The 14205-nt window shown below is 63.3% G+C and carries 12 protein-coding genes and 3 tRNA genes; all 15 read left to right on the top strand.

Annotated features, from left to right (window positions below):
• Window positions 1-2: 2 nt before the first annotated feature.
• On the top strand, window positions 3-1484 hold the full coding sequence (locus P24_RS05235) for an NAD(P)H-hydrate dehydratase (protein WP_008943653.1): 1482 nt from the start codon (window positions 3-5) through the stop codon (window positions 1482-1484).
• Between the two features lie 138 nt (window positions 1485-1622).
• Window positions 1623-1707, top strand: a tRNA-Leu gene (locus tag P24_RS05230).
• A 103-nt stretch (window positions 1708-1810) separates the two neighbouring features.
• Window positions 1811-3388, top strand: coding sequence for a trigger factor (tig, locus tag P24_RS05225; RefSeq protein WP_008943652.1), 1578 nt, complete (start codon window positions 1811-1813; stop codon window positions 3386-3388).
• 114 nt (window positions 3389-3502) lie between these two features.
• On the top strand, window positions 3503-4144 hold the full coding sequence (gene clpP / locus P24_RS05220; protein WP_040706670.1) for an ATP-dependent Clp endopeptidase proteolytic subunit ClpP: 642 nt from the start codon (window positions 3503-3505) through the stop codon (window positions 4142-4144).
• A 181-nt stretch (window positions 4145-4325) separates the two neighbouring features.
• A complete protein-coding gene (gene clpX, locus P24_RS05215; RefSeq protein ID WP_008943650.1) occupies window positions 4326-5594 on the top strand; it encodes an ATP-dependent Clp protease ATP-binding subunit ClpX in 1269 nt (422 codons plus the stop codon).
• 237 nt (window positions 5595-5831) lie between these two features.
• Entirely contained in the window at window positions 5832-8237 is a 2406-nt protein-coding gene (lon, locus tag P24_RS05210) for an endopeptidase La (protein WP_008943649.1), read from the top strand.
• A gap of 259 nt (window positions 8238-8496) precedes the next feature.
• Window positions 8497-8787, top strand: coding sequence for an HU family DNA-binding protein (locus P24_RS05205; protein ID WP_183077919.1), 291 nt, complete (start codon window positions 8497-8499; stop codon window positions 8785-8787).
• 96 nt (window positions 8788-8883) lie between these two features.
• Window positions 8884-8958 (top strand) — tRNA-Val (locus P24_RS05200).
• A 137-nt stretch (window positions 8959-9095) separates the two neighbouring features.
• Window positions 9096-9172: transfer RNA gene (locus tag P24_RS05195), tRNA-Asp, on the top strand.
• Between the two features lie 312 nt (window positions 9173-9484).
• Window positions 9485-9850 carry an NADH-quinone oxidoreductase subunit A gene (locus P24_RS05190; protein ID WP_008943647.1) on the top strand — a complete coding sequence of 122 codons (366 nt, stop codon included), beginning with the start codon at window positions 9485-9487 and terminating at the stop codon, window positions 9848-9850.
• Window positions 9841-10404, top strand: a complete 564-nt coding sequence (locus tag P24_RS05185; RefSeq protein ID WP_051013081.1) for a NuoB/complex I 20 kDa subunit family protein — start codon at window positions 9841-9843, stop codon at window positions 10402-10404. Before P24_RS05190 ends, P24_RS05185 begins: the two co-directional genes overlap by 10 nt.
• A gap of 27 nt (window positions 10405-10431) precedes the next feature.
• Entirely contained in the window at window positions 10432-11055 is a 624-nt protein-coding gene (locus P24_RS05180) for an NADH-quinone oxidoreductase subunit C (protein ID WP_040706613.1), read from the top strand.
• Window positions 11055-12233, top strand: coding sequence for an NADH-quinone oxidoreductase subunit D (locus P24_RS05175; RefSeq protein ID WP_008943644.1), 1179 nt, complete (start codon window positions 11055-11057; stop codon window positions 12231-12233). Before P24_RS05180 ends, P24_RS05175 begins: the two co-directional genes overlap by 1 nt.
• Complete coding sequence (gene nuoE / locus P24_RS05170; RefSeq protein WP_008943643.1) at window positions 12230-12895, top strand: NADH-quinone oxidoreductase subunit NuoE; 666 nt, start codon at window positions 12230-12232, stop codon at window positions 12893-12895. The genes P24_RS05175 and nuoE overlap by 4 nt, the downstream gene beginning before the upstream one ends.
• Entirely contained in the window at window positions 12895-14187 is a 1293-nt protein-coding gene (gene nuoF / locus P24_RS05165; RefSeq protein WP_008943642.1) for an NADH-quinone oxidoreductase subunit NuoF, read from the top strand. The genes nuoE and nuoF overlap by 1 nt, the downstream gene beginning before the upstream one ends.
• The last annotated feature ends 18 nt before the right edge of the window (window positions 14188-14205 follow it).

Raw genomic sequence — 14205 nt, 5'->3', positions numbered from 1 at the left:
ACATGAAAGCCGGCCCGCTCGCCCTGCTGACCACTGCCCAGATGTATGCGGCGGACCGGGCAGCGATGGCGGGCGGTGTTTCCAGCCTCGATCTGATGGAGGCGGCGGGCAGGGCGGTCGCGGAGGCGATTCGCCGGCGCTGGTCGCCCCGGCCGGTGCTGGTGCTGGCAGGGCCGGGCAATAATGGCGGCGACGGCTATGTCGCTGCGCGCCTGCTGGCACAGGCCGGCTGGCCGGTGACAATTGCCGTCCTGACGCCGCCCGAGACTCTAAAAGGCGATGCAGCGGCGATGGCGGCGCGCTGGACTGGTCCGGTCATCGGTATCGACGGCATCGGTTGGGATGAGGTTGGCCTCGTCATCGACGCGCTGTTCGGTGCCGGCCTGTCGAAGCCGGTGGAGGGTGCTGCGCGCGCGGCGCTACAGGCGGCAGAAGCACGTGGCCTGCCCATCGTCGCCATCGATGTGCCGAGCGGTGTCTCCGGCGATAGCGGGGCGGTTCTGGGCTATGCGCCGCAGGCGGCGCTGACGGTCAGCTTCTTCCGCGCCAAGCCGGGCCATCTGCTGCTGCCCGGGCGCGATCTCTGCGGCCCTGTCGAGATCGCCCCCATCGGCATTCCCGATATGGTGCTGGACGAGATTAAGCCCAGCTGCTGGCGCAATGGCCCCGCCCTGTGGCTGGACAGCCTGCCCGTGCCGCGCGGCGAGACGCACAAATATCATCGCGGCCATGCGCTGATTCTGGGCGGGCCGATGACTGGCGCCGGCAGGCTGGCGGCGCAGGCTGCGCGGCGCATCGGGGCAGGGCTGGTCAGCCTTGCCGTGCCGCCGGGCACCGCTGCCATCTACGCCGCGGATCATCCGGGCGCCATCGTTCTGGAATGCCCGGACAGGGCGGCACTGGCTGACATCCTGCGCGATCCGCGCCGCAATGCGCTGCTGGTCGGGCCCGGAGCGGGCAGTGGGCCAGAGGTAGGTGAGTCCGTTGCCGCCATGCTGGCGACCGGCCGGTTCTGCGTGCTGGATGCCGAAGCGATCAGCGCCTTTGCCGACGATGCTGAGGCGTTGGCCGGGCTGATCCAGGGGCCGTGCGTGCTGACCCCGCATGAGGGGGAGTTCACGCGACTGTTCCCTGATATTGAGGGCGACAGGCTGGCCCGTGCACGGGAAGCGGCGCGGCGGCTGGGTGCGGTGCTGGTCCTGAAGGGATCGGACACGGTCATCGCGGCACCCGATGGCAAGGCGGCGATCAACGACAATGCGCCGGCCGACCTGGCGACGGCGGGCAGCGGCGATGTGCTGGCCGGGCTGGTGCTGGGGCTTCTGGCGCAGCGCATGCCGGCCTTCGAGGCGGCGTGCGCCGCGGTCTGGCTGCATGGCGCCGCCGCGGGGACAGCGTCGGCAGGGCTGATCGCCGAGGATATTCCGGACCGGCTGCCGGGCCTGCTGCAGCGGTTGCGACGGAATCCTGTAGCCGGCTTTTGAGCGGGTGTTGCCGCGTCCCGGCAATTGGTATACAAGCGCCCCCTTAGCGTTGCTCGGGAGAGCGGCGATAGCGTCTGGCTGCTTGGCTCTTGGCCTCTCGGCTGGCGTGTCGCGATCCCGACCGGTGCGGCGTCCCGGGCGGGCGTGGTGAAATTGGTAGACACGCAGGATTTAGGTTCCTGTGGCGAAAGCCGTGGGGGTTCAAGTCCCTCCGCCCGCACCATGCCATATCAGGCTGGATTGCCGTTCCGGACAGCGCGCTTATAGAGATTCGACGAGACACCGCCGCCCGTCGCGGCCCCAGACGAGAACGATTCGAGAGCCCCATGGAAATCACCCAGACGCAGTCCGCCGGCTTGACCCGTGAATTCAAGGTGGTCGTCGCCGCCAAGGACATCGAGGAAAAGCTGAATATCCGTCTCGCGGAAGTGCAGGGGATGGTCAACCTGCCGGGCTTCCGCCCCGGCAAGGTGCCGCTGACGCTGGTGAAGAAGCGCTTCGGCGCCTCGGTGATGGGGGAAGTGCTGGAGCAGGTGGTGCAGGACAGCTCCAGCCAGGCGCTGGCCGAGAACAATGTCCGTCCGGCCATGCAGCCGCAGATCGAGATCGAGAAGTTCGACGAGGGGGCCGACCTCGAATACAAGTTGAAGGTCGAGGTCATGCCGGAGATTGTGCCGGTCGATTTCTCCACCATTGAGGTCGAGCGCGAGACCGCCGAGATCGCCGAGGATGAGATCGAGCAGGCGATGTCCCGTATTGCCGAGCAGAACCAGCAGACCAAGCCGGTCGAGAAGAAGCGCGCTGTGAAGAGCGGCGACGTGGTGGTGATCGACTTCACCGGCAAGCTGGAAGGCAAGGATGATGACCGGCTGAAGGGCGAGGGCGCGCGCCTGACCCTGGGCTCTAACACCTTCATCGCCGGTTTCGAGGACCAGCTGGTCGGCGCCAAGCCGGGCGATACCCGAGAGGTGAAGGTGACCTTCCCCGAGGAGTACGGCAATGCCGAACTCGCCGGCAAGGAAGCCGTGTTCACTGTCGAGGTGAAGGAGTTGCACGAACCGATCCCGGTCGAGATCAATGACGAGTTCGCCAAGACCCTGGGCTTCGATGACCTGGCCGGCGTGAAGGCGGCGATCCGCCAGCAGATCGAGGGCGAGTACAAGCAGGCCGCGCGCACCAAGGTGAAGCGCCGTCTGCTCGACAAGCTGGCCGAGTCGCACAGCTTTGAGGTGCCGCAGGGCATGCTGGATGCGGAGTACGAGACCATCGTGCGCCAGGTCGCCGGTGCCGGCCATGATCACGACCACGACCATGCGCACGATCATGATCATGACCACGATCATGACCACGACCATCATCATCACGATCATGACCATGGGCACGATCACGACCATGATCATGGTCATAAGCACGCCGTGGACGAGAAGCTGAGCGACGAGGAGAAGGCGGAATATCGCACCATCGCCGAGCGTCGCGTCCGCCTCGGCCTGCTGCTCTCCGAGGTCGGCCGGCTGAACAACATTGATGTCGCTGACGAAGAGGTGCAGCGCGCGATGATCCAGGAGGCCAGCCGCTATCCGGGACAGGAGCGTCAGGTGATCGAATTCTATCGCGGCAACCCGCAGGCGCTGGCCAATCTGCGCGCCCCGCTGTTCGAGGAGAAGATCATCGACTTCATCCTCGAGATGGCGAAGGTGTCGGACAAGACCGTGACGCCGGAAGAGCTGTTCAAGCCGATCGACGAGGATGGCGAGGAGGCCGATTCCGGCAAGAAGAAGCCGGCGAAGAAGACCGCTGCCAAGAAGACCAAGGCTGCCGACAAGGACGCCAAGGAGACGAAGGCGGAAGACGCGGAAGCCAAGCCGAAGAAGACCACCAAGAAGGCCGCCGCGAAGTCGGAGTGAGCCGGCGCTTGAAGCCGGGCTTGTTGCGGGCCAAATTCCCATGACATGATGCCAACGCCGCCGGGCAGGGCGCCCGGCGGTTCCGGTCCGAAGCAGGAAAGCACCCGACTGATGATGCGTGAGCGTGATCCGATTGACGTCTACATGAACACCCTGGTCCCGATGGTGGTCGAGCAGACCAACCGGGGCGAGCGTGCCTACGACATCTATTCCCGTCTGCTGAAAGAGCGGATCATCTTCCTGACGGGGCAGGTCCATGATGGCGTATCCAGCCTGATCTGCGCCCAGCTGCTGTTCCTGGAATCCGAGAATCCGACCAAGGATATCGCGCTCTACATCAATTCGCCGGGCGGTGTGGTCACCTCCGGCCTCGCGATGTACGACACCATGCAGTATATCCGGCCCGACGTTTCCACCCTGTGCATCGGCCAGGCGGCCTCCATGGGCTCGCTGCTGCTGACCGCGGGCGCCAAGGGCAAGCGCTTCTGCCTGCCGCATTCCCGCGTGATGGTGCATCAGCCCTCCGGCGGTGCCCAGGGGCAGGCGACAGACATCGAAATCCAGGCCCGCGAGATCCTCTCGATCCGCGCCCGACTGAACCGGATTTACGCCGATCACACCGGCCAGCCGATCGAAGAGATCGAAAAGACGCTGGAGCGTGACCGTTTTATGTCGGCCGAAGAAGCCAAGAATTTCGGCCTGATCGACGAGGTCGTGTCACGGCGCGCCATTCCTGAGGGCGAAGAAAAGAAATAGGCATCAATGGGTTACGGCTTGTGCCTTTACCTGGCGCGATCCGTAACCCATTTGAATCCTGTTGATCGCGTGAAGCCGGCTGTAACGAAAACGACGCGCAGCCGCGTTTTTTCACGTTGAGCGTAGCGGAACGCTGCGTCTAACATAGAATATTAAGCGCACGTGACCCCACGGAGTTAAGATGAGCAAATCCGGCGGCGGCGATTCGAAGAACACGCTTTACTGCTCCTTTTGCGGCAAGAGCCAGCACGAGGTCCGCAAGCTGATTGCGGGCCCGACCGTTTTCATCTGCGATGAATGCGTCGAGCTGTGCATGGACATCATCCGCGAGGAGCACAAGAGCAGCCTCGTCAAATCGCGTGACGGCATTCCGACGCCAACGGAAATCCGGACCGTGCTGGACGACTATGTCATCGGGCAGGCGCATGCAAAGCGCGTGCTGTCCGTTGCCGTGCACAACCACTACAAGCGGTTGGCGCATGGCGCGAAGAATGGCGATGTCGAGCTGGCCAAGTCGAACATCCTGCTGGTCGGCCCGACCGGCTGCGGCAAGACGCTGCTGGCGCAGACGCTGGCGCGCATCATCGATGTGCCCTTCACCATGGCCGATGCGACCACGCTGACTGAGGCTGGCTATGTCGGCGAGGATGTCGAGAACATCATCCTGAAGCTGCTTCAGGCCGCCGACTATAATGTCGAGCGGGCGCAGCGCGGCATCGTCTATATCGACGAGGTCGACAAGATTTCGCGCAAGTCCGACAATCCGTCGATCACCCGCGACGTGTCGGGCGAGGGTGTGCAGCAGGCCTTGCTGAAGATCATGGAAGGCACCGTCGCCTCCGTGCCGCCGCAGGGCGGGCGCAAGCATCCGCAGCAGGAATTCCTGCAGGTGGACACGACCAACATCCTGTTCATCTGCGGCGGTGCCTTCTCCGGCCTGGAGAAGATCATCGGGCAGCGCAACAAGGGCACCTCAATTGGCTTCGGCGCCGATGTGCAGGGGCCGGACGAGCGCCGCACCGGCGATGTGCTGCGCGAGGTCGAGCCGGAGGATCTGCTGAAGTTCGGCCTGATCCCCGAATTCATCGGCCGTCTGCCGGTCCTCGCGACGCTGGAGGATCTGGACGAGAACGCGCTGGTGGACATCCTGACCAGCCCGAAGAACGCGCTGGTGAAGCAGTATCAGCGCCTGTTCGAGATGGAGGATGTGCACCTGACTTTCGCCGAGGACGCGCTGCGCGCCATCGCGCAGAAGGCGATCCAGCGCAAGACCGGTGCACGCGGCCTGCGCTCGATCATGGAGGGCATCCTGCTCGATCCGATGTTCGACCTGCCGGGCATGGAGGACATCGACGAGATCGTCATCAACCGCGAGGTGGTCGAGAGCAAGGTTGCACCGCTCTACGTCCACAGCCGGGAGCGCAGCAAGGACGCCAACACAAGCGCGTGACGGTGCTTGCGGCAGCCCAAATCATCGAAATCGGGACCAGCCACAACCCCTAAACAAGGGGTTGTGGCTGTTCCGTCTTGACGGACGATGTGTGGTGCTGCCACGCTCTTGAACGGGCCAAAACAAAGGCCATCTGAATAGGCGAAAGGTCGATCTGAAATCCCGCGCCATTTCCGCCGCTTCCCCACCTCTTGAAGCGGCTATCCTCCCGGCGGGACAAGGTCGAAATGAGGTAGAATGTACGAACAATCGCGTGGCGGTACGTATCCGGTTCTCCCGCTGCGGGACATCGTGGTGTTCCCGCATATGATCGTTCCCCTTTTCGTCGGGCGCGAAAAGTCGGTCCGCGCGCTCGAAGATGTGATGCGCGACGACAAGCAGATCATGCTGGTGACGCAGAAGGATGCCAGCCAGGATGATCCGCAGTCCGGCGACATCTATCAGGTTGGTACCATCGGTACCGTGTTGCAGCTGCTGAAGCTGCCGGACCAGACCGTGAAGGTGCTGGTCGAGGGCGGCCAGCGTGCCCGGATCAAGAGCTTCACCGACAATCCGGACTTCTTCCAGGCGTATGCCGAGGTGTTCGACGATGTCGCCACCGAACGGCAGGAGCTGGAGGCGCTGTCGCGGGCCGCGGTGACGCAGTTCGAGCAGTACATCAAGCTGAACAAGAAGATCCCGCCGGAGGTGCTGGTGTCGATCAACCAGATCGACGACCCCAGCAAGCTGGCCGATACGGTTGCTTCGCATCTGGCGCTCAAGATCGCCGACAAGCAGCAGCTGCTGGAGACCAACTCCATCGCCGAGCGGCTGGAGAAGATCTTTGCCTTCATGGAAGGCGAGATCGGCGTGCTGCAGGTGGAGAAGCGCATCCGTAACCGCGTGAAGCGGCAGATGGAGAAGACCCAGCGCGAGTACTATCTGAATGAGCAGATGAAGGCCATTCAGAAGGAACTGGGCGAGGGCGAGGATGGCCGCGACGAGGTGGCCGAGCTGGAGGAGCGGATCAAGAAGACCCGCTTCAGCAAGGAAGCCCGCGACAAGGCCATGGCGGAGCTGAAGAAGCTGCGCTCGATGAGCCCGATGTCCGCCGAATCGACGGTGGTGCGAAACTATCTCGACTGGATGCTGTCGATTCCGTGGAAGAAGCGCAGCAAGGTCAAGAAGGACATCAAGCTGGCGCAGGAGGTTCTCGACTCCGATCACTACGGGCTCGAGAAGGTGAAGGAACGCATCCTGGAATATCTCGCCGTGCAGCAGCGCGTCGGCAAGATCAAGGGGCCGATCCTGTGCCTCGTCGGTCCTCCGGGTGTGGGCAAGACCTCGCTGGGTAAGTCCATGGCGAAGGCGACGGGCCGCAATTTCGTGCGCATCAGCCTGGGCGGCGTACGTGACGAGGCGGAAATACGCGGCCACCGGCGCACCTATATCGGCTCCATGCCGGGCAAGGTGATCCAGGGCATGAAGAAGGCGAAGACCTCGAACCCGCTGTTCCTGCTGGACGAGATCGACAAGCTGGGTGCCGACTGGCGCGGCGACCCCAGCTCCGCGCTTCTGGAGGTGCTGGACCCGGAGCAGAACGGGACCTTCTCCGACCATTATCTGGAGGTCGAATATGATCTCTCGGATGTGATGTTCGTGACCACGGCGAACACGCTGCGCATGCCGCAGCCGCTGCTCGACCGCATGGAGGTCATCCGCATCCCCGGCTACACCGAAGATGAGAAGGTGGAGATCGCGCGCCGCCACCTGATTGCCAAGCAGGTATCGGAGAACGGTCTGAAGCCGGCCGAATGGTCGATCACCGATGGCGCACTGCGTGACCTGATCCGCTATTACACGCGGGAAGCAGGCGTGCGTAGCCTGGAACGCGAGATCGCGAACCTGGTGCGCAAGGCGGTGAAGGAAATCCTGTCCGAAGGCAAGGAGACCATCGAGGTCACCAGCGAGAACCTCGACAAGTATGCCGGCGTGCGGAAGTTCCGCTTCGGCGAGGCGGAGCTTGAGGATGCGGTCGGCGTGGTGACTGGCCTCGCCTGGACCGAGGTTGGCGGCGAGCTGCTGTCGATCGAGGCGGTGACGCTGCCCGGCAAGGGCAAGGTGGCCGCGACCGGCAAGCTGGGCGATGTGATGAAGGAATCGGTGCACGCTGCCGAATCCTTCGTGAAGTCGCGCTCCATCGCCTTCGGGATCAAGCCGACGATCTTCGAGAAGAAGGACATTCACGTCCACGTTCCCGAAGGCGCCACGCCCAAGGATGGCCCCTCGGCCGGTGTTGCCATGGTGACAGCGATTGTCTCGGTGCTGACCGGTATTCCGGTGCGCCGCGATGTCGCCATGACCGGCGAGATCACGCTGCGTGGCCGGGTGCTGCCGATCGGCGGCCTGAAGGAGAAACTGCTCGCAGCCCTTCGCGGCGGCCTGAAGACCGTGCTGATCCCTCAAGAGAATGAGAAGGATCTGGCGGATATTCCGGACAATGTGAAGAAGGGCATGGAGATTATCCCATGCTCCAACATCGATGAGGTTCTGAAGGTGGCGCTGAGCCAGGCGCTGACTCCCATCGAATGGGATGAGAGCAAGGTCGAGCCGGTTTCCCGGCCGGCAGGCGAGGAAGATCGGGGCGGTCTGACGACTCACTGATCCCGATCTACCTGCCATATGTTCTGGAATCGGCCCCGTGTCCTCGTGACCGGGGCCGATTTTTTGCGCCTCCAGGGAGGAAAGCATGCCGGAATATGCGACAAACTTGCATTTATCCCCAGAAAACGTCAGGAAACTGCGGATTTCTGCGGCTTGGCGATTGACGCAGACGGATTCTGCGATTTACAGTCTTCCGGTCTTAAGGATGCCTTGTGGCGTTCTTGGGCGTTGATTTGTATACGCCTTTCTTTTTTTGAGGATTGCGAGGGGGGCCGACGTGAATAAGAATGAACTCGTGGCTGCGGTCGCGGAGAACAGCGGGCTGACCAAGGCCGATGCCGGCAAGGCGGTCGATGCTGTTTTCGATTCGATTACTGCTGCACTGAAGTCTGGTGATGAGGTTCGCCTCGTCGGCTTCGGTACTTTTGCCGTTTCGGCGCGCGCGGCCAGCGAAGGTCGTAACCCGCGGACCGGTGAGAAGATCAAGATCCCGGCTTCCAAGCAGCCGAAGTTCAAGGCTGGCAAGGGTCTGAAGGACGCGATCAACTAAATCGCGTTCCGTTTAGGGGCTTAGAAATCACGCCAGCGGGGCTTCTCCTGGCGTGATTTTTATTTCAGCGCCACACGCGCTGATACCGGATGGTGAGGGCGATTAGCTCAGCGGTAGAGCGTCTCGTTTACACCGAGAATGTCGGCGGTTCGATCCCGTCATCGCCCACCATTTCCGTCCGCGTCGGAGCGGCCCGCAAGGGCTTCTACTTTAGCGTCGGACAATCTGTTTCAAGGCCGAGAAAGATCGTTGACACCCATCGGGTGAGACGCTATTTCAAGGCTCCCTTTCACGAGGGGCCCTGTCGCGGGGGTGTAGCTCAGTTGGTTAGAGTGCCGGCCTGTCACGCCGGAGGTCGCGGGTTCGAGCCCCGTCACTCCCGCCATTTCCTCGGAAATGAACATCGTTTCGACCAGACCATGCGTCGCCACTTCCGTGTGCGGCGCATTTGCCGTTCTGGGCCTTCTTCCGGGCGGTTATGTCGCGCCTGAATCCCTGTTCCGCGTGCGGTTTGCTTTGCCAAATCATATGTCATCTGTATAGTGGCGCCCGTATCCGATGGCTGACGAAGTCGCCGTCCGATGGCCATGGGTCAGGGCGGTGTACGGCGGACTGCCAAATGCACGGGACGCAGGATTACGGAACAGGGGTATAGCCCCGCCGCCAACCCGGTGAGTTCTCGCTAGGGCCGCATCGCATGGAAGAGTTTCTGAAAGAGTATCTGGCGATACTGATCTTTCTCGGCGTAGCCATTGGCTTGGCCGCCGTGATGGTCATTGCCTCCTATCTGGTCGCGCCGCAGCGGCCCGACTCGGAAAAGGTTTCGGCCTATGAGTGCGGGTTCGAGGCTTTCGACGATGCGCGCGGCCGGTTCGATGTGCGCTTTTACCTGGTGGCGATCCTGTTCATCATCTTCGACCTTGAGGTCGCCTTCCTGTTTCCCTGGGCTATATCCCTGGGTGAGATCGGGCTGTTCGGCTTCTGGTCCATGGTGGTCTTCCTCGGCATCCTGACCATCGGCTTCGTCTATGAATGGAAGAAAGGAGCCCTGGAATGGGAGTAACTCTTCCGCGTGACGGTCTCGCACAGGGCCCGCAGGGCGTGCTGCAGCCCGGCGCCGAGCAGGATGCGCTGCTGCGTCGCGTGACCGATGAGATTTCCGACAAGGGGTTTGTGGTCGCCCAGCTGGACAAGCTGATCGGCTGGGCCCGCAGCGGCTCCATGTGGCCGATGACCTTCGGCCTGGCCTGCTGCGCGGTGGAGATGATGCACACCGCCGCCAGCCGCTACGACCTTGACCGCTATGGCATCGTGTTCCGCCCCAGCCCGCGCCAGTCCGACGTGATGATCGTCGCCGGCACGCTGTGCAACAAGATGGCGCCGGCCCTGCGCAAGGTCTATGACCAGATGGCGGAACCGCGCTACGTCATCTCGATGGGCAGCTGCGCCAATGGCGGCGGCTACTACCATTATTCCTATTCGGTGGTGCGCGGCTGCGACCGTGTGGTGCCGGTCGATATCTACGTACCGGGCTGCCCGCCGACAGCGGAGGCGCTGCTCTACGGCATCCTGCAACTGCAGAAGAAAATCGGGCGTTCCAGCAGCTTTGCCCGCTGATCCCTTCTCATCGCTAGCGACTGCATCATGAACCAAGCATTGATCGATCTGGGCGACTATATCGCGGGCGCCGCGGCGAACGAGGTGGAGCGCAGCGAGTTCGTCTCCGGCGAACTGATCCTGTGGACGCGCCCGGCCTCGCTGATCCGGCTGATGACCCTGCTGCGGGACGACAGCAATTGCCAGTTCAAGGTGCTGGTCAGCGTGTGCGGCGCCGATTACCCGGCCCGCGAGCAACGCTTCGAGGTGGTCTATAACCTATTGAGCCTGAAGCACAATCAGCGCATCCGGGTGAAGGTGGCGACCGACGAGGCGACGCCCGTGCCGTCGGTCGTCGGGGTGTTCCCCAGCGCCAACTGGTTCGAGCGCGAGACCTGGGACCTCTATGGCGTGCTGTTCAGCGACCATCCCGACCTGCGTCGCATCCTCACCGACTATGGCTTCGAGGGGCATCCGCTGCGCAAGGACTTCCCGCTGACCGGCTATGTCGAGGTGCGCTACGACGAGGAGCAGAAGCGCGTGGTCTATGAGCCGGTGAAGCTGGTGCAGGATTTCCGGACCTTCGATTTCACCAGCCCGTGGGAGGGCATGACCCGCCAGCTTCCGGGCGACGAAAAGGCCAATGTCCCGCAGGATGGGGGGAATGCCTGATGGCTGAGGTCACGATCAAGCCGATGACGCTGAATTTCGGCCCCCAGCATCCGGCCGCCCATGGCGTGCTGCGCCTGGTGCTGGAGATGGACGGCGAGGTCATCGAGCGTGCCGACCCGCATATCGGCCTGCTGCATCGCGGCACCGAGAAGCTGATCGAGTACAAGACCTACCTGCAGGCCGTGCCCTATTTCGACCGGCTGGATTACGTCTCGCCGATGTGCCAGGAGCATGCCTATGCGCTGGCGGTCGAGAAGCTGCTGGGCATCACAGTGCCGGCGCGCGCGCAGTATATCCGCGTGCTCTATGCCGAGATCACCCGCATCCTGAACCACCTGCTGAACATCACCACCTTCGCGCTCGATGTCGGCGCCATGACGCCGCTGCTCTGGGGCTTCGAGGAGCGCGAGAAGCTGATGGAGTTCTATGAGCGGGTGTGCGGCGCGCGCTTGCATTCGGCCTATTTCCGGCCGGGGGGCGTGCATCAGGACCTGCCGGCAGGACTGGCCGACGACATCCTGGCCTGGACAGAGACTTTCCCGAAAATCATCGACGATATCGAGAGCCTGCTGACCGAGAACCGCATCTTCAAGCAGCGCACCGTGGATATCGGCATCATGTCGGCAGAGGAGGCGCAGGCCTGGGGCTTCTCCGGCCCGTCGCTGCGTGCCTCGAACGTGCCGTGGGACCTGCGTAAGTCGCAGCCCTACGACGCCTATGCCGACATGGATTTCGACGTGGTGATCGGCAAGACGGGCGACTGCTACGCGCGCTATCTGGTGCGCATGGCGGAGATGCGTGAAAGCCTGAAGATCATGCGCCAGGCCATTGAAAAAATGCCAGAAGGCCCGGTTAAGACGACCGACCGGAAGGTGGCACCGCCGAAGCGTGGCGAGATGAAGCAGTCGATGGAAGCGCTGATCCATCACTTCAAGCTCTATACCGAGGGCTACCACGTCCCGGCGGGTGAGACCTACACGGCGGTCGAGGCGCCGAAGGGCGAGTTCGGCGTGTATCTGGTGGCCGATGGCAGCAACCGGCCTTACCGCTGCCACATCCGCGCGCCGGGGTTCCCGTTCCTGGCCGCCATGGACTACATGTGCAAGGGTCACATGCTGGCCGATTCCGTCGCGGTCCTGGGATCGCTCGACATCGTTTTCGGGGAGATCGACCGATGAGCGCCGCGCCAACCGCCACGGTGCAGCAGCCCGACAGCTTCTCCTTCACCAAGGAGAACATGGCGCAGGTCAAGAAGATCATCGCCAAGTACCCGGAAGGCCGCCAGCTTTCCGCCGTTCTGCCCCTGCTCGATCTGGCGCAGCGCCAGCACGACAACTGGGTGCCGCAGGCGGCGATGGAGCATATCGCGGAGATCCTGGGCGTGGCGCCGATGCGGGTGATGGAGGTCGCGACCTTCTACACCATGTTCCATCTGGTGCCGGTCGGGACCTACCACCTGCAGCTCTGCACCACGACGCCGTGCTGGCTGCGCGGCTCCGACGATGTGGTGGAGACCTGCCGCCGCAAGCTGGGGATCGATTTCGGCGAGGTGACGGCGGACGGCAAGTTCTCGATGGTCGAGGTCGAGTGCCTGGGGGCCTGCGCCAATGCGCCGATCCTGCAGGTGAACGACGATTTCTACGAGGACATGACCGCCGAGACGACGGAGACGCTGCTCGATCAGCTGTCGCGCGGCGAGGTGCCGCCGGCCGGCTCGATGATCGGCCGCCAGTTCTCGGCGCCGGAAGGCGGTCCGACCACGTTGCTGGAAATGAAGCCGGCGAAGAAGGCCAGCAAGAAGAAGGCCGATACTTCGGATAGCGATGAGGCGAGTGTCTGATGCTGAAGGACGAAGATCGCATCTTCACCAACCTGTACGGTCAGGAAAGCTGGCAGCTTGCCGCTGCCCGCAAACGCGGCGACTGGGACCAGACCAAGGATTTCATCGCCAAGGGCCGTGACTGGATCATCGACCAGGTGAAGGAATCGGGGCTGCGCGGCCGCGGCGGCGCCGGCTTCCCGACCGGCCTGAAATGGTCTTTCATGCCCAAGGAGATCGGGCCGCGCCCGCATTACCTGGTCATCAACGCCGACGAATCGGAGCCCGGCACCTGCAAGGACCGGGAGATCATGCGCCACGATCCGCAGAAGCTGATCGAGGGTGCGCTGATCGCCAGCTTCGCGATGGGCGCGCATGCGGCCTACATCTATATCCGCGGCGAGTTCTACAACGAGGCGATGCGCCTGCAGGCCGCCATCGACGAGGCCTATGACGCCGGGCTTCTGGGCAAGAACGCCGCCGGTTCCGGCTGGGATTTCGACCTGTATCTGCATCGCGGCGCCGGTGCCTATATCTGCGGCGAGGAAACCGCGCTGATCGAGAGCCTGGAAGGCAAGAAGGGCATGCCGCGCCTGAAGCCGCCCTTCCCGGCGGCGGTCGGCCTCTATGGCTGCCCCTCGACGGTGAACAATGTCGAGAGCATCGCGGTGGTGCCGACCATCCTGCGGCGCGGTGCGACCTGGTTCTCCGGGCTGGGCCGGCCGAAGAACACCGGCACCAAGCTGTTCTGCATTTCCGGCCATGTGAACAAGCCGTGCAATGTGGAAGAAGAGATGGGCATTCCGCTGCGCGAGCTGCTGGAAAAGCATGCCGGCGGCGTGCGCGGCGGCTGGGACAATCTGCTGGCGGTGATCCCCGGCGGTTCCTCCGTGCCGGTGCTGCCGGCCGAGCAGTGCGACGAGCTGTTCATGGATTTCGACACGCTGCGCGAGAAGCGGTCGGGCCTCGGCACGGCGGCGGTCATCGTCATGGACAAGTCCACCGACATCGTGAAGGCCATCGCCCGCCTGTCCTATTTCTACAAGCATGAAAGCTGCGGCCAGTGCACGCCGTGCCGCGAGGGCACGGGCTGGATGTGGCGCGTCATGGAGCGCATGGTGCGCGGCGAGGCGGATATCGGCGAGATCGACATGCTGGAAGACGTCACCAAGCAGGTCGAGGGGCATACGATCTGCGCGCTGGGCGACGCCGCCGCGTGGCCGATCCAGGGGCTGATCCGGCATTTCCGGCCGGAAATGGAACGGCGTATCCATGCGCGCAAGGGCGGCGTTTCCGCCCGGGCCGCCGAGTAGGATAGGGGTAGGGGAATA

Source organism: Oceanibaculum indicum P24 (genome assembly GCF_000299935.1).
Lineage (GTDB): Bacteria > Pseudomonadota > Alphaproteobacteria > Oceanibaculales > Oceanibaculaceae > Oceanibaculum > Oceanibaculum indicum.
This window is presented reverse-complemented; position numbering and strand designations above follow the sequence as displayed.

Bases quoted from the DNA above. Each gene is read 5' to 3' on its own strand.
- P24_RS05235 (WP_008943653.1), top strand. From the start codon at position 3: ATGAAAGCCGGCCCGCTCGCCCTGCTGACCACTGCCCAGATGTATGCG.
- tig (WP_008943652.1), top strand. From the start codon at position 1,811: ATGGAAATCACCCAGACGCAGTCCGCCGGCTTGACCCGTGAATTCAAG.
- clpP (WP_040706670.1), top strand. From the start codon at position 3,503: ATGCGTGAGCGTGATCCGATTGACGTCTACATGAACACCCTGGTCCCG.
- clpX (WP_008943650.1), top strand. From the start codon at position 4,326: ATGAGCAAATCCGGCGGCGGCGATTCGAAGAACACGCTTTACTGCTCC.
- lon (WP_008943649.1), top strand. From the start codon at position 5,832: ATGTACGAACAATCGCGTGGCGGTACGTATCCGGTTCTCCCGCTGCGG.
- P24_RS05190 (WP_008943647.1), top strand. From the start codon at position 9,485: ATGGAAGAGTTTCTGAAAGAGTATCTGGCGATACTGATCTTTCTCGGC.
- P24_RS05185 (WP_051013081.1), top strand. From the start codon at position 9,841: ATGGGAGTAACTCTTCCGCGTGACGGTCTCGCACAGGGCCCGCAGGGC.
- P24_RS05180 (WP_040706613.1), top strand. From the start codon at position 10,432: ATGAACCAAGCATTGATCGATCTGGGCGACTATATCGCGGGCGCCGCG.
- P24_RS05175 (WP_008943644.1), top strand. From the start codon at position 11,055: ATGGCTGAGGTCACGATCAAGCCGATGACGCTGAATTTCGGCCCCCAG.
- nuoE (WP_008943643.1), top strand. From the start codon at position 12,230: ATGAGCGCCGCGCCAACCGCCACGGTGCAGCAGCCCGACAGCTTCTCC.
- nuoF (WP_008943642.1), top strand. From the start codon at position 12,895: ATGCTGAAGGACGAAGATCGCATCTTCACCAACCTGTACGGTCAGGAA.